Here is a 24,172-nt window from a genome sequence, read left to right on the forward strand (position 1 = left end):
ACCGCCATGCTCAGCCGATTCCCAGGAAAGCGCGTCGGAGTGTCCCCGCGTGACACCGGTCAGAGGCGTCCGGCCGCCTTGAGCGCGAGGTAGCGGTCGGCGATCCGCGGCGGGAGCCTCTCGGGCGTATCGGCGATGGCCTCGGCGCCCGCCCGGCCGATGGCCGCAGCGACGGTCGCGGCATCCCGGGCCGTCTTCTCGGCCGCGGCCTCGCGATACACCGATGCGGCGTCGGGCCGGGATTCACGGGGAGCCGGCTCGTCGGTGACGGTGCCCACGAGCACGTGCGCGCGGCGGGTGAGGGCCGGCAGCGAGCCGAGGAACCCGCGGGCGGCCTCGGGCGCATCCTGGGCCGTGAGCAGGACCACGAGCGACGGGCGCGAGGTGAGTCCCCGCACCTGCGCGAACGCGGCGTCCCAGTCGGTGTCGATCAGCTGCGGCTCGACGGGCGCCATGGCGTCGACCAGGGCAGGCAGCAGTCCCGGACCGTCGACGCGCGTCACGCGGGCGCGCGTCACGCGGTCGAACATGAGCAGGTGGGTGTGATCGCCGGCGCGCGACGCGAGGGCGGCGAGGAGCAGGGCGGCCTCCATCGCGGCGTCCAGGCGCACGCCGTCGCCCACCCGGGCCGCCGCGGTGCGGCCGGAGTCCACCAGGATCACCACGTGACGGTCGCGCTCCGGCCGCCACGTGCGCAGCATCGTGCTCGTCGAGCGTGCGGTCGCCCGCCAGTCGATCGATCGCACATCGTCGCCGCGGACGTACTCCCGGAGACTGTCGAACTCCGTGCCCTGCCCGCGCACCTGCACGCTGGTGTTGCCGTCGAGCTCGCGCAGGCGCGCGAGCCGCGAGGGGAGATGCCGGCGCGACGTGAACGGCGGAAGGACGCGGATGGTGCCGACCGAGTCGAGCCGGGCCTGACGCCCCGCCAGCCGCAGCGGACCGTCGGAGCGGACGACGACGAACCGTGTCGCGAGCTCACCGCGTCGGCGGGGCAGCAGCGGGAGGGTGAAGGTCCGGCTCTCGCCGGGAGGGATGTCGATCGCCACGCGCTCCGGCGGCGCGCCGGCCGTCGGCTGCCAGGCATCTCGGAACCGTCCGTGCAGGGTGCGTGCGCCGATGTTGCGCAGCCGCACCTCGGCGACGGCCGGCTCGCCGAGGAGCACGCGGCGCGGCAACCGCCGGTCGACCTGCATCCGCCGCGGATCGGCCGCGACAGCCGCATCCACGAAAGCGGCCACAGCGCACACGAGGATCCATCCGGCCGCCACCAGCCAGGCATTCACGCCGGCGGCGGAGAGCAGCACGACGGGCACGGCGCCGAGGGCGACGAGCAGGGGGAGGCGGCCGGTGAGGTACATGGGCTAGATCGGCACGCGGGTCTGCTGCAGCACCGACCCGAGCACGGCGTCGACCGAGACGCCCTCGAGCTCCGCGTCGGTCCGCAGGCGGATGCGGTGGCGCCACGTCGGCACCAGCATGGTCTGCACGTGGTCGGGGGTGATGGCGGGGTAGCCGCCGAGCCACGCCCAGGCCTTCGACGCGGCCAGCAGGGCGGTCGCCGCGCGCGGGCTCACCCCGAGCTGCACCGACGGGCTGCGACGCGTGGCCTGTGCGAGGTCGACGACGTAGCCGAGCACGTCGTCCGAGACCGTGACGGATGCCGCGGCCCGCCGTGCCGCGCGGATCTCGTCGGCGCTCGCGGCGGGCCGCACGCCGGCGCCCGCGAGGTCACGGGGGTCGAAGCCGCTGGCGTGCCGCCGCAGCACCGCGAGCTCGGCATCCCGTGCGGGGATCTCGATGATGAGCTTGAGCAGGAAGCGGTCGAGCTGCGCCTCGGGCAGCGTGTAGGTGCCCTCGTGCTCGATGGGGTTCTGCGTCGCCGCGACGAGGAAGGGGTCGGGCAGCGGACGTGTGACGCCGTCGGTCGAGACCTGTCGCTCCTCCATCGCCTCGAGCAGTGCGGCCTGCGTCTTGGGCGGCGTGCGGTTGATCTCGTCGGCGAGCACGACGTTGGTGAACACCGGTCCCTCGCGGAACTCGAACTCGCCGGCGCGGGCGTCGTAGATGAGCGATCCCGACACGTCGCCGGGCATGAGGTCGGGAGTGAACTGGATGCGCTTGGTGTCGAGGCCGAGCGCCGCGCTGAACGAGCGGACGAGGAGCGTCTTGGCGACCCCCGGGACTCCCTCCAGCAGCACATGGCCGCCGGCGAGGAGCGCGATGAGCAGGCCGGTCACGGTGCCGTCCTGTCCGATCACCGCCTTGCCGACTTCGAGGCGCACGCGGTTCATGGCCTCGCGCAGGGCCGCGTCGTCGCCGGGGACCGCAGGGGCCGGGGGAGTGTCGGTCATCGGGGGTTCCTTTCGGGGCGGACCGCCGCGTGCACGGCGTCCTCGAGGTGTCGCAGCTGAAGGCTGAGGGCGACCAGGTCGGCCTCGTCGGCGGGGATGTGGTCGATGAGGACTCCGCGCGTCGCCGACCGGTCGAGGCCGGCGCGGGCCGCGGCGGCATCCGAGACATCGGGCGCGGATGCCGCGGGCCCCAGGCCCAGGACGCGCCCGATCCGTTCGATGGCACCGATGCGCAGCTGATCGGCCGCGTGCAGCACATCGCGGGACTGCGCGTAGAGGCGCGCGCGACCTTCGGTCGTCTCGGACGCGCGGACGGTGACGGGCAGGCGCTCGGCGACCAGTGGTCCGAACCGGCGGCCGCGCCAGATGCCCGCGGCGACGCCGGCGACGAGGAGCAGCACGATGACCGGACTGACCCACGGCGGAGTGAGCTCGCCGATCGTCGGGTCGGTGTCGGTGAGGTCGGTGTCGCCGAGCCCCGGCTGGTACCAGACGACGAGCGGATGCTGTCCCATCAGGTTCACGCCGAGCGACGCGTTGCCGTCCTCCGCCAGCTGCTCGTTGGTGAACAGCGCCGTGCCGTCGACGGCCGCCACGCTGCCGTATCCATGCTCGCCGACGAGCAGTGCGTGTGCGTCGCCCACCGGATAGCACGACGACAGCGAGGAGTTCCCGCTCGGGCGGAAGATGGTGCCGGGCTGGATGGCGCCCGAACGACGGGCGGCGTCGAGGGCGCAGTCCGGATCGACCAGACCCGCGGGCGCCGAGCCCGCCGGCTCGGCGCCGGGGATGAGGAGGTCGAGGGTGCGCGCGCGCGGATCGATCAGCACGACGTCGGCGGCGAGGTCGGTGAGCGCGAGCAGGCCGTCGTCGGACAGTGCCGGGGTGTCCGCAACGACGAGCGTCTCCGTCCCGCCGGCGAGCGCCGCCGCCGCGTCGCCGTGCGAGCGCACCACCCGCACCTCGACGCCGTGCTCGCGCAGGATCTCGACGAGGGCGCGCGTCCCGGCCGGTCCGGCGGACTCGGGGTCGAGCGCATCGCGCGGCGTCCACTCGCCCGCGATGGTCATGGCGGCGCCGATTCCCCCGATCACGAGCAGCGCGACCCCGATGGCGATCCACGCGCCGATGCGCCGTCGACGGCTCATCGGCGGCGCGGTCACGACAGCGGTGTCCGCGCTCATCCGACGGCCTCGGTCTGAAGGGCTGGCCGCGCGGCGACCACGGCGTCGTCGGTGTCGGCGATCAGCGCGTAGAGGGCGGCCGTACCCGGACGGCGCAGGTATCTGACGTCGTCGAACGCCGACGCGGCGGCTTCGAGCCGTTCGCCGAGTTGGGGGAAGGTGCGCGCAGCGGCCCTCGCGAACGCGTGCACGGTGGCACCCGGCGGGGTGTCGACGACGCCTCGCTCGAGGCACCCCCGGGCGAGGGCACGGAAGCGGAGGACGATCGCGGCATCCCACTCGCCGCTCCGGGCATGGGAGGCGGCGGCCGCGCGGAGCTCTGCCGCCGAACGGTGCTCGTCCTCGCCGAAGAGGGCCGGCGTCTGCGATCGCGCTCGCCGCGTCGCCCGGGGCACGCCCCACACGGCGAAGGCGGCGACGATCACGAGCACCACGACGATGCCCGCGACGAGGGCGACCAGCGAGCCGAGCTCGCCCGGCACATCGGCGGAGAAGAGGTTCTGGAAGAACTCGCCGACCGCGCGTGCGATGCGGTCGAGCGGTGTCGGCTCGGCGATGTCGTACACCGGATCCGAGAGCTCCTGCTCCGCCCACCGGCGCGCCTCCTCGCCGTCGGGTGTGAGCGGCGGCACAGCGTCGGCCGCGCGCGTCGGTGCCGCTGCGGAGCCGGCGGTCAGGCCCACGGCGATTCTGGATCGATGCTCGCCGCGGAGCCCGGGGCGGCCCAGGTCGTCGGCTCCTCGGCCGGCTTCGCGGGAGGCGCAGGCTCGGGCGAGGCGGATGGGGGGGTGGCCGCCGCGCCCGGATCGACCATCGGCTGCGCGTACGGCGGCAGCCCCGGCGCCGGCTGGCCGTACGCGGGCTGGCCGTACGCGGGCTGTCCGTACGGGGGCTGGCCGTACGCAGGCTGGCCGTAGGCGGGCTGGCCGTACGCGGGCGCGCCGTACGCGCCGGGAGGCGGACCGAACGCGCCCGCGGGGAGCCGCGGTGCGATCGCCCGTCCGATGTGCTCGCGGTAGGGGTCCGCGAGCACGGTGGCGCCGGCATCCCGTCGCTCCACATAGGCGAGGAGGTCGAGGTCGAGCCCCTCATGCCGCATGCGGCAGTCGATGTAGATGATGGCCGTCGCCGTCGACTGCACCACCACGGCCACCGACTGCAGCAGCAGGGTGACGACCTGGGTCAGCAGGCCGCCGACGATGAGCGCGATGATCGCGGAGGCGCTCGGGTCCCCGGTCGGCGCGATCACCGGGACGAGGCCCGACGTGAGCAGGCTGAACGGGATGCCGATGACCTGCGCGACGGCGCCGAACACCATCGAGATGAGGAAGATGACGCCGAGGCTCGACCAGAAGCGCCCTCGCGTGAGTCGCCACGACCGCGCGATCGCCCCGCCGATCGTGGCGTGCTCGAGGATGATCGCCGCCGGCGCCAGCAGCAGCTTGATCATCAGCCACCACGTCAGCGGGAACGCCGCGAGGACCACCAGGACAGTGAGGCCGATCGTGACGGGGAGCGCTACCGTGCCGATCGCGATCAGGGCCACGGCGACGATGACCAGGAGCGTGACGATGGCCAGGGTGAGCAGCAGCGCGTAGCCGATGAGGCGCCAGACGACGGGCTTCAGCTGGCGCCACAGCGCGCCGAGCGAGAGCTTCTCCGCGAGCGCGGCGTGTGCGACCTCGGTGACGACGATGCCCTGCACGATCACGCCCAGCGCGCCGGCCGCGAGTCCGAGCACCAGGCCGGCGATCGCGGTGACGGCGATCGACCCGGCGAGGATGGTGTCGAACTCCTCCGTTCCCTCGCGCAGCGTGTCGAGGCGGGAGAACGAGGCCCACGCGATCGCCACGACGGCGGCGATCACCACGAGGTAGCCGAGCGTCTGCACGATGAGCGCGAAGCCCAGCAGCACACGCGGGTTCTGGCGGAGCGCCGAGAACGAGCGGCCCAGGATCGTGCCGAAGCCGAGGGGGTGCAGCGGGATGATCCCGGGACGGGATGCCGGTGTCCAGGCCGGATAGGCGGTCACGGGTGGTCCCCTCCTGGGTCGGGCCTGGGCGCCCCTCGGACGCCGCTCGGGCTGGCACCTATCGTGTCATATCGGCCCCGCCCCGCTCGGTGCGATCGGGCAGTGGTGGACAGGCCGCACGGCGGCGCTCGGCCTGCGCTCAGGCGGTGTCGACTACTCTGTGGGGAGCGCACGGGGACGGCGCGGTCTGCGTCCTGCCCCGTGCCGAGGGAAAAGGACGAATCCGCGCGATGACTTCACGCATCCTGGTGGTCGATGACGACACCGCTCTGGCCGAGATGATCGGCATCGTGCTGCGCACCGAAGGATTCGACACGGCGTTCTGCGCCGATGGCTCGAAGGCTGTGGAGGCGTGGCGCACCGAGCGACCCGACCTCATCCTGCTCGACCTGATGCTGCCCGGTATGGACGGCATCGAGATCTGCACGCGGGTGCGCGCCGAGTCCGGTGTCCCGATCATCATGCTGACCGCCCGCACCGACACGGCCGACGTCGTCAAGGGGCTCGAGTCCGGCGCCGACGACTACATCGTCAAGCCCTTCAACCCGAAGGAGCTGGTGGCGCGCATCAAGACCCGCCTGCGTCCCGCGAGCCAGCCGGCCAACGACCACCTGCGGATCGGCGACCTCACGGTGGACGTCGCGGCTCACGAGGTCCGTCGCGGTGAGGGCTCGATCGCCCTGACGCCGCTCGAGTTCGAGCTGCTCGTGGCTCTCGCCTCCAAGCCGCAGCAGGTGTTCTCCCGCGAGATGCTGCTCGAGCAGGTGTGGGGGTACCACTACAAGGCCGACACGCGGCTCGTGAACGTGCACGTCCAGCGGCTGCGTGCCAAGGTCGAGCTCGACCCCGACAACCCGAAGATCGTGACGACGGTGCGCGGCGTCGGCTACCGCGCCGGCGCTGTCGTCTGAGGCAGCGATGACGGCCCCGATCACGGGGGTGACGGCGACCCGGACGCCGCTGGCCGGATGGCGCGACTGGCGCACATGGCCGGGCAACATCGGCGCGCTGTGGCGTCGGTCGCTGCGCTTCCGCACGATCCTGGTGACGCTCGGGCTGACGGCGCTCGCCGTCGCCGTGGCGTGCGTCTGGATGGCGCTGGCGATCCAGAACGACTTGTTCGAGTCCCGCCGATCCCAGGTGCTCAGCGATGCGCAGCGCGCCACGGCGGCCGCGCAGCGCACCCTCGACAGCGCGACCGCGCAGGGCGACAGCGTCCAGCTGCAGAACGTGATGCTGCTCGTCGAGGGGTCGCTCCGCCAGCAGTCGCAGGCGGACATGTACGCGGCGTTCCGCATCGGGCCGCCCTCGCCGGCCGCACCACAGGACTTCACCTCGGATCTGCGCTTCGAGACCGTCATCACCGATGGACTGCGCGAGAGCGTGCGCGACACTCCCGAGCTTCAGGTGTGGCAATCGATCGCGATGCCGACGGAGCCGGGTCAGTCGACGCCGGGGATCGTCGTCGGCCAGCAGCTGTCGCTTCCCGGTGTCGGGGCGTACGAGCTCTACCTGGCCTACGACCTCGCCAACGCGCCGCAGACGCTGGGGTTCGTGCAGGGCACGCTGTGGATCGTCGGCATCGGGCTCGTCCTGCTGATCAGCGGGATCGCCTGGTTCGTCCTGCGGTCCGTGACGACGCCCATCGGCGAGGCCGCCGACACGAGCGCGAAGCTGGCGGCCGGAGAGCTCGGGGTGCGCCTGCCCGTGCGGGGCGAGGACGAGCTGGCGACCCTCGGCCGGTCCTTCAATGCGATGGCCGACAGCATCGAGTCCCAGATCAAGGAGCTCGCCGACCTGTCGCTCGTGCAGCAGCGGTTCGTGTCCGACGTGTCGCACGAGCTGCGGACGCCCTTGACGACCATCCGCCTCGCCGCCGACATGATCAACGACCAGCGCGACGAGTTCGATCCGGCGACGGCTCGCGCGGCCGAGCTCCTGAACAACCAGGTCCAGCGGTTCGAGACGCTGCTGACCGACCTGCTCGAGATCAGTCGCTACGACGCCGGCTCGGTGCAGCTCGAGCTCGAGCCGACGAGCCTCGCGCATCTCGCCGAAGACGTGATCGCCTCGATGGAGCAGCTCGCCGTCCAGCACGGCACGGACGTGCGCCTCGTCGCGCCCGGCGGATACTCCCCGGTCGACATGGACCCGCGCCGTGTGCGCCGCGTCGCACGCAACCTGCTCGGCAACGCCATCGAGCACGGCGAGGGCCGCCCGATCGTGGTGACGGTGGACAGCGACCAGCAGGCCGTGGCGCTGGGCGTCCGCGACTACGGCCTCGGCATGAAGGCCGAGGACGTGGAGCGCGTGTTCGACCGCTTCTGGCGCGCCGACCCGTCGCGGACCCGCACCATCGGCGGCACCGGCCTCGGCCTGTCGATCGCACTGGGCGACGCGCGACTGCATGGCGGCGAGCTCGCCGTCTGGTCCGAGCTCGGCCGCGGGACGAACTTCGTCCTCACGCTGCCGCGTGCCGGCGGCCGGCTGACCGGTCCTTCGCCGATCCCGCTCGATCCCGGCGACGATGCGATCTCCGCCGTGGACGACCTCGGGCTCACCCAGCCGATTCGCGTTCCGCAGGACGGTGCCGAGGTGCCGGATGCCGCACACCGAGGGGGCGGATCATGACGCGGCGGCGCGGCATCCTGTCGGTCGTCGTGGCGATGCTCGCGATCGTGCTCACGGCCTGCACCGGCCTTCCCACGAGCGGCCCCGTGTACTACGGCCTGTCGACCGAGGACGCCCCCGACGCCGACGACGTGTCGTTCCTCCTGCCCGACCGGCCGCAGCCCGGCGCGAGCCCGGAGCAGATCGTCGAGGGGTTCATCCGGGCCGGGTCGGGGCCGGGACTGACCTCCAACTGGGATCGCGCGCGCGAGTTCCTCACCCCGGAGTTCCGGGACGTGTGGAAGCCGCAGGCGAGCGTCCTGGTGGACGTCTTCGAGGACCGGGTCTACAGCGAGCCCGACGACGGCGTCGTGCAGCTCGACGTCACGGCGGTCGCGTCCGTGGACGACAACGGATCCTACGAGCGCGCGGAGCTCGGGGGGCGCACGCTCCCGTTCGCGCTCGAGCAGAACGCCGACGAGGAGTGGCGCATCAGTCAGGCGCCCGACGGGGTCGTCCTCGACCAGGACGAGTTCCCCCGCGTGTTCAACCGCTACTCGGTGATGTACTTCGACCCGAGCTGGGAGTACCTGGTGCCCGATGCGCGCTGGTTCCCGCCGACCAACGCCGCCGCGAGCGTCGCGGCCGCGCTGGTCAACGGGCCGCCGAGCAGCTGGCTGGCGGAGTCCGTGGCCGATGCGTTCCCGGAGAGCGTCACCGTGGTGCAGTCGGTGCCGGTGTCGGGCGGCGTCGCCGAGGTGGACCTCAACGAGAACGCCCTGTCCGCCGATCCCGACACGCTCGACCGCATGTACACCCAGCTGCAGGCCAGCCTGGCCACGGCGGGCGTCACGGAGGTCGAGCTGACCGTGGAGTCGACGCCGATCGATGCCGAGCCGGTGCCCGTGCGCTCCACCCGTGTGCCGGGCGCGCCCCTGGCGCTCACCGAGGCGGGCTTCGGGTTCCTCATCGGCGATCAGCTGGACGAGATCGTCGGTCTGTCCGACGTCGTCGTCGACTTCCAGCCCGTCGCCGTCCAGGTCAGTCCCGACCGGGATGCCGCGGCGGCGCGCCTGGACACCGGCGCGGTGCTGCGACTGCGCGACAATCAGACGTTCGCGACGCTGGACGAGCGCGAGTCCCTGGTCGACCCGACGATCGACCCGCACGGCTACATCTGGAGCGTTCCGCGGGATGCCCCCGCCGCGGTCCGCGCCTACCCCGACGAGGGCGAGTTCATCGAGGTGGCGGACGCCTGGTCGGGTGCCACGGCGATCAGCGCGATGGCGGTCTCGCGCGACGGCACGCGTGTCGCCGCCGTGGTCATCGCCGGAGGACGGACCGCGCTTTGGGTGGCGGGCATCGTGCGCGACCCGGATCTCGTCCCGGTGCGGCTCGGCGATCCGGTGCAGCTCGCGACCGTGGTCAGCTCCGGGCGAGGGCTGGCGTGGCTCGACGACCTGTCGGTCGGCGTGCTGTCCGGCGACGCGGAGGGATCTGTCGTGCTCGAGCAGGTCGTCGGCGGGATCTCGAGCTCGAGCGCGGCCTCGCCGGGCATGGTCGCGATCGCCGGCGGCACGACCCTCTCGAGTGTGCGCCTGCTGGCCGATGACGGCACCCTGTCCGTCAAGCGGGGAACGAGCTGGCAGCCGACGGCGACCGGGGTGCTCGTGCTCGCGACGCAGCAGGGCACGCCCGAGTAGGCGCTCCTCCCCAGGCGCACCGCGAGGTGCGCCGTCCCCGGATCGGCCGCGGGCGGCGGTGAGCATGACGGGTGGGCGCGAGCCTGGATGCATGACCGACGACGGAGGGATCGCCGAGCTGGTGCGCGGTGCGCTGTCGGAGGCTCTCGCCCTGCTGCTGCCCGTGGTCTGCGCGGGCTGCGGCGCACCCGACACCACGCTGTGCGACGACTGCACCGCGGCCGTCGCCCCGTGCCCACTGGCACGGATGGTCGATGCCCCCGGAGGCGGCGTGACGGTGTGGAGCGGCCTGGTCTTCGACGGTGTCGCGGCGCGCGTCATCCGAGCGCTGAAGGAGGAGGGCCGCACCCCGCTCGCCCGCGCTCTCGCGCCGGCGCTCACCGCTGCCGCCCGGCGGCTCGACGCGCGCGATGCCGTGCTCGTGCCGCTGCCGACCTCCCGCGGCGCGTACCGTCGTCGCGGATTCCGGGTGCCCGACCTCCTCGCCGCACGGGCGGGGCTGCCCGTGGCGCGACTGCTCCAGCCGGTCCGACGCACCGGCGACCAGCGCAGGCTCGATCGTGAAGGGCGGCGCCGCAACGTGGCGCAGAGCCTGTCCGCGGCGCCGTGTGAGGGGCGGCGCGTGATCGTGCTGGACGACGTGATCACGACGGGCGCGAGCGTCGAGGAGGCGGTGCGCGCGCTTCGGGCAGCGGGTGCCGATGTCATCGGCGCGGTCACCGTGGCGGCCACCCCGCGTCGTGCGAACGAACGGCGGCCGCGAGGTGTCGCATTCGAAACTCACAGGTGACAGGGGAGGGGTGCAGGGCTAGCGTGGGGATGACAAGGCGACTGAAGGTCCGCCCTTGGCCGGGTGGACCGGAACAAGGAGGTCAGGGGATGGAAACCAGCATCGTCGGCGTGGGAGTGGGTATCACAGACCGCTTCCGATCGGTCCTCGAAGACAAGGCTGCCCGCATCGAACACCTCGCTCCACGCGCACAACGCGTGGACGTCAAGGTCACTCACCGCGCGTATCACAACGGCCGCGTGGAAGACGACACCGTCGAATTGACGCTCACCGGAAAGGGCCCGATCGTCCGGGCCGAGGCCACAGACGGTGACAAGTTCACCGCGCTGGATCTCGCGGTCGACAAGCTGTGCGAGCAGCTTCGACGCGCGAAGGACAAGCGCGTGGACGCACGCAACCACCCGCGAGGCGCCAAGTTCGAAAAGGGCACCGGCGCCATCTCGGGTATCGACGTGCAGCCGGCATCGCTCGACGTGCTCCGCGCCGTCGCGACCGGCGAGATCCCGATCATCACGGGCAACGAGGAGGAGGCGGACTACACCCCCGTCGTCATCCGCACGAAGGAATTCGAACCGGAGTGGATGTCGGTCGAGGAGGCCGTCGACCGCATGGAGCTGGTCGGACACGACTTCTTCCTGTTCGTCGACAACCGCACCGACCACCCGAGCGTGGTCTATCGGCGCAAGGGCTGGGACTACGGCGTCATCTCGCTGACCACCCAGGCCGCGCCCGAGGCCGTCGCCTCCTAGGCGATCACACGCGAACGGATGCCCCGGACCTTCCTGGTCCTGGGCATCCTCGCGTGAAGCGGGGTCAGTCGAACATGCCGTCCATCAGGCCGCCGATGACGAGGCCGCCCAGGATGCCGCCCATGATGTCAGAGCCCCCGCCGCCACGACGTCCGCCGCCCCACTGGGGGCCGCCACCCCATTGGTCGGGTCCGCCCTGGGGGCGCGAGGAGTCGATGTCGCGCTGAGCGAGCTGCAGCGCCTCGCCGGCGAGGAACGCCACGCGGCGGGCCATCGCCATGCCCTGCTCGCGGTGGTCCTCGTCGATCGTCGTCGCCGCGGAGGCCGACGTGCCGAGGTAGCGGTCGAGGTCGGTGCGGATGCGCTCCGCCTCGGCGAGGCGGGTACGGGCGTCGGCGCCGATCCAGCCGCGATGGCCGGCGATGACGTCTCGTGCGACGGCGAGCTGCCGGTCGGCGTCGTCGATCGCGTGGCGCACGTGCTCGAGCGGGGGGATCGGACGCGCCGCACGCTCGCGGGCCGCGGCGATGGCGGCGTCGAGCCCGGCGTTCGCCTCGCGAAGTCGCGACAGGAGCGTGAACGGGTCGGTGTTGACGCCCGCAGCGGGCAGTGCGGCCAGCGCCTCCTGGAGTCGCGCGATCGCGGCCCCGACCGCGGGGGTGTGGGGCTCGCGAAGGGCCACGACGATGTCCTGGCGGGAGTCCTCGACGATCGCGGACAGCGTCGACTCGGCGCGCAGGGCCTCGACCTCGAAGGTCTCCACGGCATCCACGAGCGTGGCGGCACGGCGCGCGGCCTCGGTGCAGGCCTCGAGCGCCAGGTTCGCCTGCTCCCGCTGGCCGGCCTCGCGGCGGCGCTCCGAGATCCCGGCGCTGTGCTCGGCGAACGCGATCAGCTGCTCCGCCTCGGCGGGGTTCGACTCGACCTGGGCCAGAGCCTCGGCGGAGTAGCGCGATGCCAGTCGCTCCACGGTCTCGCGAGCCTGGGGGAGCCGTGCCCGGAGGCGCTCGGCATCCGCCCGCACCCCGGCGATGATCTCCGGCGCGCGGCGTGCGCGGGCGATCGGGGCGGCGAGCGCCTCGGTGCGGTCGTCGAGGAGCTCCTCGGCCCACTCGCACAGCTGCACGATGCGCGCGTTGCGCGTCCGCAGCTCCTCGGCGGTGTCCGGAATCTCGTCGTGGTTCAGCTGGTGCAGGTGGAACGCCTCGGACAGATGCGTGCGTACGGCGACCAGCGCCTCGCGCAGGTCCTTGGTCGGCTCGTTGCCCAGCTCGATCTCGGCGAACGTCAGCTCGTCGGTCGTGACGCGGATCCGCTCGTCGGCGGCCACCAGGGCGGTCCGTGCCTTCCGCGCGAGGTCGGCGTCCTGCGCCTCGAGCTCTTCGATGTCGCGCTTGCGCTTGCCCCAGAATCCGGCCATGCATCGATCCTACGGTCGCCGCCCGGGAGGCGGCTGACCGGAGCGGACCTGTGGACGCGTGCGCCTCAGCTCTTCGCGGCGATTGCCGGCGTCCGACGCCACACGCCGGCCGCGGCGAGCAGCCACGCGGACGCAGCGGCCTGCACGAAGACGAGGAGGGCCAGGACCGCGAGCGGCTGGGCCGCGAGCGGGACGAGCGGGACGAGCGGGTCGGCGTAGCGGGGCTCCATGCCGCCCACCGCGCCGAACGGCGACCCGCCGGCACAGAGCCAGACCACCAGGACCGCCGGGACCACGCCGATGACGCGGTCGATCGGCCGCCACGCCGGCGAACGCAGCACGAGCGTCGCGGCCGAGCTCCAGACCGCCACCCCGGCCACGGCGCACGCGAACGCCGTGCCCGAGATCGAGGGCCCGGCCGCCACGGCGTAGGCATATGCCGCGAGCGAGGCGGTGCCTCCGAGCAGCACGAGGACGATCGTGATGACGGAGCGGCGGCCGTCGAGCGCGCGCGGCGCGGGCGCACCCGAGCGGAATCCCGACGCCACCGTGATCGCGTGGGCGGCGAGCAGCGGGACGACGAGTTGCGCGACGTGCAGCAGCAGCGCCCCGGGATCCGCCAGGCGGGCGGGAAGCTCCTCGCACCCGTCCGGACCGCAGCGGCGGAGCGGGGCGGTCGACGAGAGCGAGGTCGCCACGAGCCACCAGGTGACCAGTGCGGTGAGGATCGCCGTGCCGGTGCCGCACACCCGGCCGGACAGCGTCCAGCCGCGCGACGTCCACAGCACCGCGATCCCGGCCGCCAGCAGCACAGCGCCCCCGACGGTGGTCGCCGGCAGGGCCACCGACGTTCGCGGGAGGAGCGCCGGAACGAGCACGACCGTCGCGGCGAGCGGCGGCGCCGAGATCGCCAGGGCGGCGCCGGGCCAGCGGTCGACCCAGCCCCACACCCCGGCTCGCGCGGCGAGGGACGGGCGCACCGCGTGCTCGCGGCGTGCGATCGGCCCGCGCGAGCGCACGAGGAGCCAGATCCCGACGATCGCGGGAAGGGCGATCGCGATCGACATGACCAGGTGCCAGCCGGCGATGCCGGTGCGGGCGAACAGCGGTGTGAGCGAGCCGATGACCACCACCACGGGCCAGACGGCTGTGGCGACGACCTTGTCCGCCCGCGACCACCGCTGCGACGCCCACACCAGGCACAGCGCGGCCGCCCAGCCGATCATCGTGAGCCACAGCGTGCCGACGGTCAGCAGCAGCACCGCCGTCACGACGCCGCCCCACGAGTCGGAGAACCGTTCGGCGCGGGTCGGCGGAACCGTCTCTGCCGCGGCCGGCTCGACGTCCGCGGCGATGAAGGCGGGGTCACCCAGCTCGCGCAGCACCGCGTCGACCTCGAAGCGCGCGCCGCGGGCGTCGGCATCGGCTGCGGCGTCCCGGATGTGATCCGCGACTCCGGCCATCACGGCATCGGCCTGCGCAGGGTCCTTGGCCGCGACGGCGCGGTGCAGGTCGGTCAGGTAGGCCCGTACGGCGGGATGCTGCAGCACCTCTGTCGTGTCAGCCATCGGTGGTCCTTCCGAGCGCGCTCTCGACCGAGGCCGACAGCACGCGCCAGCTGTCCTCGAAGCCGGCGACTGCGTCGCGGCCGGCGGGCGTGATGCGGTAGTACCGACGAGGCGGGCCCGACGCCGACTCGGCCCAGCTCGTCTCGACCCAGCCCGACTCGCGCAGCCGCGAGAGGAGCGGGTACAGCGCCCCTTCGCTCGCCAGCAGGCCGAGTCCGGTGAGCGTCCGCGCGAGGTCGCGTCCGTAGACGTCCCCGCCGCGGATCACCGCGAGCGCGCACCACTCCAGCACCCCTTTGCGGAGGTTCGTCTGAACGCGATCGGCCGGATACATGCAATGCAAGGTACCAGGCGACGCACGCTATGTCGACGACGGATGCCGACCCTTGCGTGTCCGCAGGGGCCGAGGCGTGCTTCGGCCCTAGTGGCGCGGCTTGCGGGCACCGCGGTCGTCGTCCTCGCGGCGACGGCCCGGCCCCCCGGTGTCGAGGCGCAGCTCGATCAGTCGACCGGAGATGCGAGTCTCGGTCAGGCGCTCGAGTGTGCCGCTGGGGAGGTCGGCGGGAAGGTCGACCAGCGAGAAGTCCGGACGGATCTGGATCGCGCCGAAGTCGTCGCGACGGAGACCGCCCTCGTTGGCGAGGGCGCCCACGATCTGGCGCGGCTCGACGCGGTGGCGCTTCCCGACGGCGATGCGGTAGGTCGCCATGCCCTCTCGGGGCGGCCGCTGGCGGCGCTCGGGGCGCTCGCCGCGGTCGTCGCGATCGAACGAGGGCCGCTCGCGGGTGTCGCGCTCGAACCGCTCCCGAGCCGGCTCGGCCTCGAGGAGGAGCGGCGACTCGCCCTGCGCGACGACGGCCAGAGCGGCGGCCACATCGACCTCGGGAATGTCGTGGTTGCGGACGTAGTGGGCGATGATGTCGCGGAAGCGCTCGATCCGTGCCGACTCGCTGAGCGCCGCGGTGATGCGGTCGTCGAAGCGCGCGAGGCGCGTGACGTTGACCTCGTCGACGCTCGGCAGCCGCATCTCGGTGAGCTCCTGGCGGGTCGCCCGCTCGATGGCCCGCACGAGGCCCCGCTCGCGGGGCGTGACGAAGCTGATGGCCACGCCCGACCGGCCGGCGCGACCCGTGCGGCCGATGCGGTGGACGTAGGACTCGGTGTCGGTCGGAATGTCGAAGTTGACGACGTGCGAGATGCGCTCGACGTCGAGGCCCCGGGCTGCGACATCCGTCGCCACCAGGATGTCGAGCTTGCCGGACTTGAGCTGGTTGACCGTCTTCTCGCGCTGGGGCTGGGCGACGTCGCCGTTGATGGCGGCCGCGGAGTAGCCGCGGGCGCGGAGCTTCTCGGCGATCTCCTCGGTGACGCTCTTGGTGCGGCCGAAGATGATCATGCCCTCGAAGTTCTCGACCTCGAGGATGCGGGTGAGCGCGTCCATCTTCTGCTGGAACGACACGATGAGGTAGCGCTGCGTCGTGTTGGACGACGTCGTCGTCTTCGACTTGACGGTGATCTCTTCCGGGTCGTGCAGGTACTGCTGCGACATGCGGCGGATCGTGGCCGGCATGGTCGCCGAGAACAGCGCGACCTGCTTGGTGTCGGGGGTGTCGGCGAGGATCGTCTCGACATCCTCGGCGAAGCCCATCTTCAGCATCTCGTCGGCCTCATCGAGGACGAGGAACTTCAGCTCCGACAGGTCGAGGGTGCCCTTGTCGAGGTGATCCATGATGCGGCCGGGCGTGCCGACGATGATGTGGACGCCGCGACGGAGCGCCGACAGCTGGACGCCGTAGCCCTGGCCGCCGTAGACGGGGAGCACGTGCACGCCGCGCGTGTGCGACGCGTACTTCTCGAACGCCTCGCAGACCTGCAGCGCGAGCTCGCGGGTCGGTGCGAGCACGAGCGCCTGCGGGGTCTTCTGCGACACGTCGAGGCGGTCGAGGATCGGCAGCGCGAACGCCGCGGTCTTGCCGGTTCCGGTCTGCGCGAGACCGACGACATCGCGGCCCGAGAGGAGTGTGGGAATGGTCGCGGCCTGGATGGCCGACGGCGTCTCGTACCCGACGTCCTTCAGCGCCTTCAGCACCGATTCGCCCAATCCGAGGTCTGCGAATGTGATCGCGGCGGGCTCTGCAGGAGCCTCAGCCTCGATGGGGGCGTCGGTGGAAGTCACAGTTAAGGGTAGTGCGTGCCGCCTGGGAGACGACAGCACGTCCTCACGTCATCGCGTGACGGCCGGTCAGCCTCGCCGCGTGGCGTCCTTCGGTCGGAGGATGTCTGCGACGTCGGAGCATTCCGGCCGGATCATCCGACGTCGGTGCGATTCTCCGACGTCACAGCGGCGGGACGGCTTGTGCGACCAGTTCCGTGATGTCGACCGGCTCCGTCGGAGGCAGGCTGATCGAGGCGGGATCGATGGCGGGCACGGCGGGGATCATGAGATGTCCTCTCTGGGGGTTCATGGTGCAGCCGGTTCACTGTGTACGTGTCCGGCCGACCCGGATTCGTCTCACGTGATCGCCGTGCGGCGCGTGAGATCCGGATGCCGCGGCGGCACGAGCCACGCGACCGCGGCGATCGCGAGCGGCAGCCCGATCGCCAGGATGGCCAGCCACAGCCACGGCAGGTCCGAGATCTGAGTGGTTAGGGGGTTCGCCATCGCCATGCCCCAGACGGACAGCGAGCCGGCGAGCGTGCCGACGAGCGCGCCGAGACCGACGATCACGGCGGCCTGCCAGGCGTTGACGTTGCGTCGCAGCATCCTGCCCCCGCCGACCGCGGTCAGCGTCGCATCGTCGGGGCGCCGTTCGAAGCGGGCGAGTCCGAGCGCCACCGCCGACGCGCCGAGCACGAGCGTCATCGCGACCCCGGAGATCAGCCAGAGCCAGGGGTCGGCCGCCGCCGGTCCGGTCTCGACCATGGCGTACAGTCCCGCGTCGGGGGCGACCCGCATGTCCATGGTCTGGGCGGTGATGAGGTCGATCTCCGACTGCTCGAGCGGCACGTCGTACGTCGCCACGAGCACGGACGGCACGAGCACCATCCCCAGGTCGGCCGCCGTCTGCGGCGTCACGATGATCTGGTACGGCTGCTGGTGGCCGGGGTCCACGATCACGGCCGGGAGCGGATGCCGCGCCTCCGGCTCCACCTCGGACGTGCTGCCCATGCTCATGAGGTCCTGGTGCCCGGCCGCCGTCCACTGGGTCACGACGATCTCGTCGTCGGCGTCGACGTAGCCACTATCGGTCACGATCGCCCCGCCCGCCCGCAGACTGTCGAGCGCCGCGCTGCCGACGTCCGTGCCGAGCAGCGTCCCCACGTCGTCGGGCTCGACGACGTGCACCGATCCGGAGGCCAGGTCGTAGGGCTGCAGCTCGCAGCCCTCGCAGTCGTCGTAGGCCTGGCGGGCCACGGCGAAGTACGACTCGTCGGGATCGACGAAGGCGCCGGCGTCGTCCATCTCGGGCCACGCCGCCGCCTCGACCAGCACGGTGGCCTGCGGTGTCGTCGGTGCGACGACACCCTCGGCAGCTGCCACGAGCTCCGCCGAGGCATCCGATCCCGTCTGCCACATCTGAACGACGAGCGCGTCCTCCGGCGCCTGGAACATGTGCTGCCGGGCATTGGAGGCGGTCGTCATGGCGGTCATCGAGAGCGCGAACGACGCCGCGAAGATGCACGCGCCGATCACGGCGAACGCCGGTGCGACGCGCGACGGGTTGGCCGCGGCATCCCGGCTCGCCAGTCGTGGTGCCAGACCGATCGGCGACGCGATCCGCGAGATCTGCACGAGCACCCAGTGGGAGGGGATGAGCAGGCCCACCTGGAACACGACGGGGCCCAGCACGATCGCGTAGAGCGCCACGGCGAAGAGCACCGACTGCGTGTCGCCGCCGGTGGCGAGGGTGCCGGCGATGTACAGGCCGCCGGCGACGAGGGCCGCAAGCCCGGTGCTCATCACGACGATCGCCCACACGGGCCGGTGCGGTCGGAGGAGGGCCGGCCGACGTGCACCGCGCAAGGCCGACAGCGTGTCGCCACGGGTTGCGGCGCGCGCGGGTGCGAGGGCGGCGATCGTACCGACGAGGAGCGCGAACAGGACGATCGGCACGATGAGCAGCCAGGGGATCGTGAGTCCGAAGTTCCCCCAGAAGGTTCCCAGGGCCCCCCGGTCGGTCGCGGCGAGGAATGCCGCTGCCGCCGCGACGCCGATGACAGCGCCCACGACTCCGCCGACCGCGCCCAGGACGAACCCCTGGAGAACCACGATGCGGAACACGTCCCCCCGGCTCGCCCCGACACTCGCTGCCACGGCGAGGGCGCGCTGCTGGCGCCGGGCGGCGACCGAGAACGCGGCGCCGGCGAGCAGGACGACGACGTAGCCGCAGATCACCGCGGCGATGCCGCCGATCAGCAGGACGTTCCACAGCGGGATCGATCCGCTGCCCCAGGTGTTCAGGCGCGCGCCTGGCGGGGGATCCAGAACCAGATCGCGCGCATAGGCGATGTAGCCGGCGTGGTTGAGCTGCTCGAGCTCCGCCATGCTCGGCTGCCAGTCCTCGACGTACCAGCGGGTGGGAGACTGCTCGCCCGATGCCGCCGCCGACGACGGCAGGAAGAGCACCACCGAGGACTCGAGGTCGTTCGCAGGTCGCATCGTGCCGCTGATGGTGAGGACCAGGTCCTGCTCGGGGAAGACGACCTCGTCGCCGATCCTGGCCCCGATCCGCTCGAGCGCACCCGGGGTGACCATGAACTCATCGGGCTGCGTCGGGGCAGCGCCGTCGAGCGGCACGTAGAGACCGCGGAACGACGGCGCCCACACCTCGCCGGCGACGGTCGTCAGCCAGCCGACGCCGTTCTCCGTCTCGACCGCTGCCGACCCGTAGGGCTGTGTGGCGAGCACGGTCGCGTCGGCCGGCACGAGATCCGGCAGGCCGGACGGGGGCGGAAGCTCGGGATTGATCGAGACACCGGTCTGCGGGTCGTAGTCGACGCTGGTGTTGTTCGGCTCGTCGATCGCCTGCCAGCGGCTCGGGTCAGGACCGCCGATGATCTCGATCCACGACTCGTGCGCGCCGAGCGCCAGTGTCACGGCCTGCTCGGGCGTCGGCTGGTGGCTCTGCCACAACGTGGCCCCGCCGGCGAGCCCGGCGACCGGCAGCGCGACGAGCGCGACCACCAGAGCGCTCGACCCCTTCGTGCGCCAGACCTGCCGGCGCGCCAGTCGCACGTCCGCGCGAAGGCGGGTCCCGCGGCTGCGGCGCCGGGGAGCGGCATCCGTCACGCGCTCGTCGGGAGCGGATGCCTCGGCCCGCGCCTCGAGAAGCCCGGTCATCGCGGGCTCGCCAGCAGCGCATCGGCGCCGTCGCGGCGGGACTCGTCGACGATGCGTCCGTCGCGGAGGAAGACGATGCGGTCGGCCCAGGCCGCGTGCCGGGCCTCGTGGGTCACGAGGATCGCGGCGGCGCCGGCATCCACCCGGCCCCTCAGCATGCGCAGGATGAGCTCCCCGGTGACCGAGTCCAGCGCGCCCGTCGGCTCGTCGGCGAGGATCAGGCGTCGGCCCCCGACCACGGCGCGAGCGATCGCCACGCGCTGCTGCTGCCCGCCGGACAGGTCGTCGGGGTAGGAGTCGAGCTTGTCCTCGAGGCCGACCGACTGCAGGGCATCTCGTCCGGCGCGCCGGGCCACCCGTCGCCGGAAGCCGTCGAGCTCGAGGGGGAGCGTGACGTTCTCGATCGCGGTCAGGGTGGGGATGAGGTTGAAGTCCTGGAACACGAAGCCCAGCGACCGGCGCCGCAGGGCAGCCAGCTGCTTCGGGCTCTGCGCGCTGAGATGCTGGCCCTCGATGACGACTTCGCCCGTGGTGGGCGTGGCCAGGCCACCGGCGATCGACAGCAGCGTCGACTTGCCCGACCCCGACGCGCCCATCACCGCGACGAGCTCGCCCTGCGCGACCTCGAAGTCGACCCCGGACAGTGCCGATACCGCGGTGGGCCCCGAACCGTACTGCTGCGTCACGCCGATGAGACGAAGCACCGCCTCGCTCACCGGGCAGCCTCGATCCGCTCCGCGGCGGTGGGATCGGATGCCTCGGCCTTCGCCGGACGACCGCGCTTGGGCTTGTCGGTCGACAGCTCGAGCGCCATCGCGTGACCGGGATGCAGGGCCAGCCGCTGCTCGGTGTGGTCGAGCCACCGCACCTCGGCCTCCGCCGCGAAGATCATCGAGTCCACGACGAGCGACCAGGCCAGCTCCTCGGGTCCGTCGGGGTTGGCGCCGGCGTACTTGGCGCGATTGAGCTCCTGCAGCTGGCCGAGCGATGCGCGGCGCTGCGTCTGGATGATCCCGGTGACGTCGATGCCGGGGAGGGTTGCGGCCACCGCGAGCTTGACCGCGAGCTCGTCGCGCGTGCCCTGACCGCGCTGCACGGGGGAGGCCAGCCAGTCCCGCACCTCGGCGGATCCGGCATCCGTGATCTCCCAGTAGACATGGCCGTGCTCGTCGATGTCGCGCTTGGCGACGAGCCCGTCCCGCTCGAGTCGGTCGAGGGTGTTGTAGATCTGCCCGACGTTGAGCGGCCAGGTCGATCCGGTGCGGCGGTCGAACTCCGTCCGCAGCTGGTAGCCGTAGCACGGCCCCTGATCGAGGATCGCCAGCAGGCTCTGCTTGACCGACATCGTGTCTCCCTGTCGTCGGACCCGATCGAATGCATACCGGGTATGTAGTTGCCGAGTATATGCATACCGGGAAACATTGCAAGCCGCGCCACTCACACCCAGCGCACACCAAGGTCACGGGTGGATAACATAGGCACGTATGCCTGGGGTCCAGCGCCCGGGCGGCATCGGCGCCGATTCGCGCCACCGACAGATGGAGACACTCCGTGGCCAACCCCCTCGAGAAACTGCTTCGCGCCGGCGAGGGTCGCATTCTCCGGCGGCTCCAGCAGGTCGTGAAGGCCGTCAACGCCCTCGAAGAGGACTACGCGCATCTCACCGACGAGGAGCTGCGCAACGAGACGGTCGAACTGCGCGCCCGCTTCGAGGCCGGCGCGACCCTCGATCAGCTCATGCCCGAGGCGTTCGCCGCCGTGCGGGAAGCCGCCAAGCGCACGCTCGGCCAGCGGCCCTATGACGTCCAGATCATGGGCGGCGCCGCCCTGCACCTCGGCAACATCGCCGAGATGAAGACCGGTGAGGGCAAGACCCTGACCGGCGCCTTCCCCGTTTACCTCAACGCGATCGCCGGCAAGGGCGTCCACGTCATCACGGTCAACGACTACCTCGCGTCGTACCAGGCGGAGCTCATGGGCCGCATCTACCGCGCACTCGGCATGACGACGGGCATCATCGTCGCCGGCCAGGTGCCCGAGGTGCGCCGCGAGCAGTACAACGCCGACATCACGTACGGCACCAACAACGAGTTCGGCTTCGACTACCTGCGCGACAACATGGCGTGGCGCAAGGAGGACCTCGTGCAGCGCGGGCACTTCTTCGCCATCGTCGACGAGGTGGACTCGATCCTCATCGACGAGGCACGCACGCCGCTCATCATCTCCGGGCCGTCCTCCGGCGAGGCGAACCGCTGGTTCGTGGAGTTCGCGAAGATCGCCAAGACGCTCGAGGTCGGCGTCGACTACGAGGTCGACGAGAAGAAGCGCACCATCGGCGTGCTGGAGCCCGGCATCGAGAAGGTCGAGGACTACCTCGGCATCGACAACCTCTACGAGTCGGCCAACACGCCGCTGATCTCGTTCCTGAACAACTCGATCAAGGCCCTCGCGCTGTTCAAGCGCGACGCCGACTACGTCGTGATGAACGACGAGGTCATGATCGTCGACGAGCACACCGGCCGCATCCTGGTCGGGCGCCGCTACAACGAGGGCATCCACCAGGCCATCGAGGCCAAGGAGGCGGTGCCGGTCAAGGCCGAGAACCAGACCCTCGCCACCGTCACGCTGCAGAACTACTTCCGCCTCTACGAGAAGCTCGCCGGCATGACCGGTACCGCCGAGACCGAGGCGGCCGAGTTCATGTCCACCTACCAGCTCGGCGTCGTACCGATCCCGACGAACAAGCCGATGATCCGCAAGGACCAGTCCGACCTCGTCTACAAGAACGAGCAGGCCAAGTTCGCCCAGGTCGTCGAAGACATCGCGGTGCGCCACGAGTCGGGTCAGCCCGTCCTGGTCGGCACCGTCAGCGTCGAGAAGAGCGAGTACCTGTCGCGGCTGCTGGCGAAGAAGGGCATCAAGCACGAGGTCCTCAACGCGAAGAACCATGCCCGCGAGGCCGAGATCGTCGCCCGCGCCGGTCGCCTCGGCGCCGTCACCGTCGCGACGAACATGGCCGGCCGCGGCACCGACATCATGCTCGGCGGCAACGCCGAGTTCCTCGCCGTGCAGGAGATGAAGGCCAAGGGCCTCGACCCGGTCGAGACGCCCGACGAGTACGAGAAGGAGTGGGACGCGGTCTACGAGGCCATGCGCGACCACGTCGCGGGCGAGAGCACCAAGGTCGTCGAGGCCGGCGGCCTGTACGTGCTCGGCACCGAGCGTCACGAGTCGCGTCGCATCGACAACCAGCTGCGCGGTCGCTCCGGCCGACAGGGCGACCCCGGTGAGAGCCGCTTCTACCTGTCGCTCACCGACGACCTCATGCGCCTGTTCCAGTCGGGCGCGGCCGAGGCGATCCTCGCCCGCACGAACTTCCCCGACGACGTCGCGATCGAGTCGGGCATGGTCTCGCGCGCCATCAAGTCGGCGCAGAGCCAGGTCGAGGCGCGCAACGCCGAGATCCGCAAGAACGTGCTCAAGTACGACGACGTCCTCAACCGGCAGCGCGAGGCGATCTACTCCGACCGCCGCCACATCCTGCAGGGCGACGACATCGCCGACCGCGTGCAGCACTTCATCGAAGACGCGATCGCGGCCGTCATCGAGGACCACACCGGTTCGGGTCACAACGAGAGCTGGGACTTCGACTCGCTCTGGACCGAGCTCAAGACCCTCTACCCGGTGAGCGTCACGATCGACGAGGTCGTCGCGGAGGGTGCCGGCCGCAAGGGCGGCATCACGGCCGAGGGTCTCAAGCGCGAGATCCTCTCCGACGCCCGCATCGCGTACGACAACCGCGAGACCACGCTGGGCACGCCGGCCACCCGCGAGCTCGAGCGCCGCGTCGTGCTCCAGGTGCTCGATCGCCGCTGGCGCGACCACCTGTACGAGATGGACTACCTCAAGGACGGCATCGGCCTGCGTGCCATGGCCCAGCGCGACCCGCTCATCGAGTACCAGCGCGAGGGCTACCAGATGTTCCAGGCGATGATGGGCCAGATCAAGGAAGAGTCGGTCGGCTACCTCTACAACCTCGAGGTCGAGGTCCGCCGTCAGGGCGAAGGCGAGGCCGAGGTCGAGGCCAAGGGCCTGGGCGCCGCGCCCGTCGAAGGACAGCGCCTGGAGTACTCCGCCGCGAACGACGCCGGCGAGGTCGAGGTCCGAAACGACCGCGGCCAGGTGCAGCAGGCCGCCACGAGCCGGCTCCGTCAGGCCGCCGCCGCGGCGGCCTCGGCATCCGCTGCCCCCGCGCAGGCACCCGCCCCCGAGCCCCAGCGCGGGGCCTTCGGCCAGCGGACGGATGCCGCGCCCGCTGCGCCCGACCAGGCTCCGCTGAACCGCGCACAGCGCCGGGCGGCCGAGAAGGGCAAGTAGGCCGCCCCCCATCTGCCGCAGTCAGGAGATCCGCCGAGATCAGG

General features: G+C 71.8%; 18 protein-coding genes. 6 read left to right on the forward strand and 12 right to left on the reverse strand.

All coding sequences use genetic code 11. The annotated features are described in order from the left end of the window. Positions 1-59: 59 nt before the first annotated feature. From SOM19_RS05955 to SOM19_RS05975, 5 genes are read right to left on the reverse strand one after another with little or no spacing between them, the layout of a single operon-like run. Positions 60-1,361 carry a DUF58 domain-containing protein gene (locus tag SOM19_RS05955; RefSeq protein ID WP_320485631.1) on the reverse strand — a complete coding sequence of 434 codons (1,302 nt, stop codon included), beginning with the start codon at positions 1,359-1,361 and terminating at the stop codon, positions 60-62. Between the two features lie 3 nt (positions 1,362-1,364). Beyond that, the gene (locus SOM19_RS05960) at positions 1,365-2,354 is read right to left on the reverse strand and encodes an AAA family ATPase (RefSeq protein ID WP_320485632.1); all 990 of its coding nucleotides are present in this window, start codon (positions 2,352-2,354) and stop codon (positions 1,365-1,367) included. After that, positions 2,351-3,538, reverse strand: a complete 1,188-nt coding sequence (locus SOM19_RS05965; RefSeq protein ID WP_320485633.1) for a DUF4350 domain-containing protein — start codon at positions 3,536-3,538, stop codon at positions 2,351-2,353. Before SOM19_RS05965 ends, SOM19_RS05960 begins: the two co-directional genes overlap by 4 nt. After that, on the reverse strand, positions 3,535-4,221 hold the full coding sequence (locus SOM19_RS05970) for a DUF4129 domain-containing protein (protein ID WP_320485634.1): 687 nt from the start codon (positions 4,219-4,221) through the stop codon (positions 3,535-3,537). The genes SOM19_RS05965 and SOM19_RS05970 overlap by 4 nt, the downstream gene beginning before the upstream one ends. Next, a complete protein-coding gene (locus SOM19_RS05975; protein WP_320485635.1) occupies positions 4,212-5,570 on the reverse strand; it encodes a DUF7847 domain-containing protein in 1,359 nt (452 codons plus the stop codon). The genes SOM19_RS05970 and SOM19_RS05975 overlap by 10 nt, the downstream gene beginning before the upstream one ends. A 230-nt stretch (positions 5,571-5,800) precedes the next feature. Between SOM19_RS05975 and mtrA the strand changes: the two genes are divergently transcribed. From mtrA to hpf, 5 genes are all read left to right on the forward strand, one after another. Further along, positions 5,801-6,481 carry an MtrAB system response regulator MtrA gene (gene mtrA / locus SOM19_RS05980; RefSeq protein ID WP_320485636.1) on the forward strand — a complete coding sequence of 227 codons (681 nt, stop codon included), beginning with the start codon at positions 5,801-5,803 and terminating at the stop codon, positions 6,479-6,481. Between the two features lie 7 nt (positions 6,482-6,488). Then, positions 6,489-8,201 (forward strand): MtrAB system histidine kinase MtrB, encoded by a 1,713-nt coding sequence (gene mtrB, locus SOM19_RS05985; RefSeq protein ID WP_320485637.1) that lies wholly within the window; start codon positions 6,489-6,491, stop codon positions 8,199-8,201. Beyond that, positions 8,198-9,883, forward strand: coding sequence for an LpqB family beta-propeller domain-containing protein (locus tag SOM19_RS05990; protein WP_320485638.1), 1,686 nt, complete (start codon positions 8,198-8,200; stop codon positions 9,881-9,883). The genes mtrB and SOM19_RS05990 overlap by 4 nt, the downstream gene beginning before the upstream one ends. 91 nt (positions 9,884-9,974) lie before the next feature. Next, the gene (locus SOM19_RS05995) at positions 9,975-10,673 is read left to right on the forward strand and encodes a ComF family protein (protein WP_320485639.1); all 699 of its coding nucleotides are present in this window, start codon (positions 9,975-9,977) and stop codon (positions 10,671-10,673) included. Between the two features lie 89 nt (positions 10,674-10,762). After that, on the forward strand, positions 10,763-11,422 hold the full coding sequence (gene hpf, locus SOM19_RS06000; RefSeq protein ID WP_320485640.1) for a ribosome hibernation-promoting factor, HPF/YfiA family: 660 nt from the start codon (positions 10,763-10,765) through the stop codon (positions 11,420-11,422). 64 nt (positions 11,423-11,486) lie between these two features. Here the strand turns inward: hpf and SOM19_RS06005 are convergent, their stop codons facing one another. From SOM19_RS06005 to SOM19_RS06035, 7 genes are all read right to left on the reverse strand, one after another. Further along, a complete protein-coding gene (locus tag SOM19_RS06005; protein ID WP_320485641.1) occupies positions 11,487-12,842 on the reverse strand; it encodes a hypothetical protein in 1,356 nt (451 codons plus the stop codon). Between the two features lie 65 nt (positions 12,843-12,907). Next, positions 12,908-14,410: an HAAS signaling domain-containing protein gene (locus SOM19_RS06010; protein WP_320485642.1), complete on the reverse strand. Its 1,503-nt coding sequence runs from the start codon at positions 14,408-14,410 to the stop codon at positions 12,908-12,910. Then, the gene (locus SOM19_RS06015; RefSeq protein WP_320485643.1) at positions 14,403-14,744 is read right to left on the reverse strand and encodes a PadR family transcriptional regulator; all 342 of its coding nucleotides are present in this window, start codon (positions 14,742-14,744) and stop codon (positions 14,403-14,405) included. Before SOM19_RS06015 ends, SOM19_RS06010 begins: the two co-directional genes overlap by 8 nt. 87 nt (positions 14,745-14,831) lie before the next feature. Next, positions 14,832-16,586, reverse strand: a complete 1,755-nt coding sequence (locus SOM19_RS06020; protein WP_320485644.1) for a DEAD/DEAH box helicase — start codon at positions 16,584-16,586, stop codon at positions 14,832-14,834. 336 nt (positions 16,587-16,922) lie between these two features. Continuing rightward, positions 16,923-19,751 carry an FtsX-like permease family protein gene (locus SOM19_RS06025; protein ID WP_320485645.1) on the reverse strand — a complete coding sequence of 943 codons (2,829 nt, stop codon included), beginning with the start codon at positions 19,749-19,751 and terminating at the stop codon, positions 16,923-16,925. Beyond that, on the reverse strand, positions 19,748-20,467 hold the full coding sequence (locus tag SOM19_RS06030; protein WP_320485646.1) for an ABC transporter ATP-binding protein: 720 nt from the start codon (positions 20,465-20,467) through the stop codon (positions 19,748-19,750). Before SOM19_RS06030 ends, SOM19_RS06025 begins: the two co-directional genes overlap by 4 nt. Then, positions 20,464-21,096, reverse strand: a complete 633-nt coding sequence (locus tag SOM19_RS06035) for a PadR family transcriptional regulator (RefSeq protein WP_320485647.1) — start codon at positions 21,094-21,096, stop codon at positions 20,464-20,466. The genes SOM19_RS06030 and SOM19_RS06035 overlap by 4 nt, the downstream gene beginning before the upstream one ends. Before the next feature lie 206 nt (positions 21,097-21,302). Between SOM19_RS06035 and secA the strand changes: the two genes are divergently transcribed. Then, the gene (secA, locus tag SOM19_RS06040; RefSeq protein ID WP_320485648.1) at positions 21,303-24,128 is read left to right on the forward strand and encodes a preprotein translocase subunit SecA; all 2,826 of its coding nucleotides are present in this window, start codon (positions 21,303-21,305) and stop codon (positions 24,126-24,128) included. The last annotated feature ends 44 nt before the right edge of the window (positions 24,129-24,172 follow it).

This window comes from Microbacterium sp. CFBP9034 (assembly GCF_034045255.1).
GTDB lineage: Bacteria > Actinomycetota > Actinomycetes > Actinomycetales > Microbacteriaceae > Microbacterium.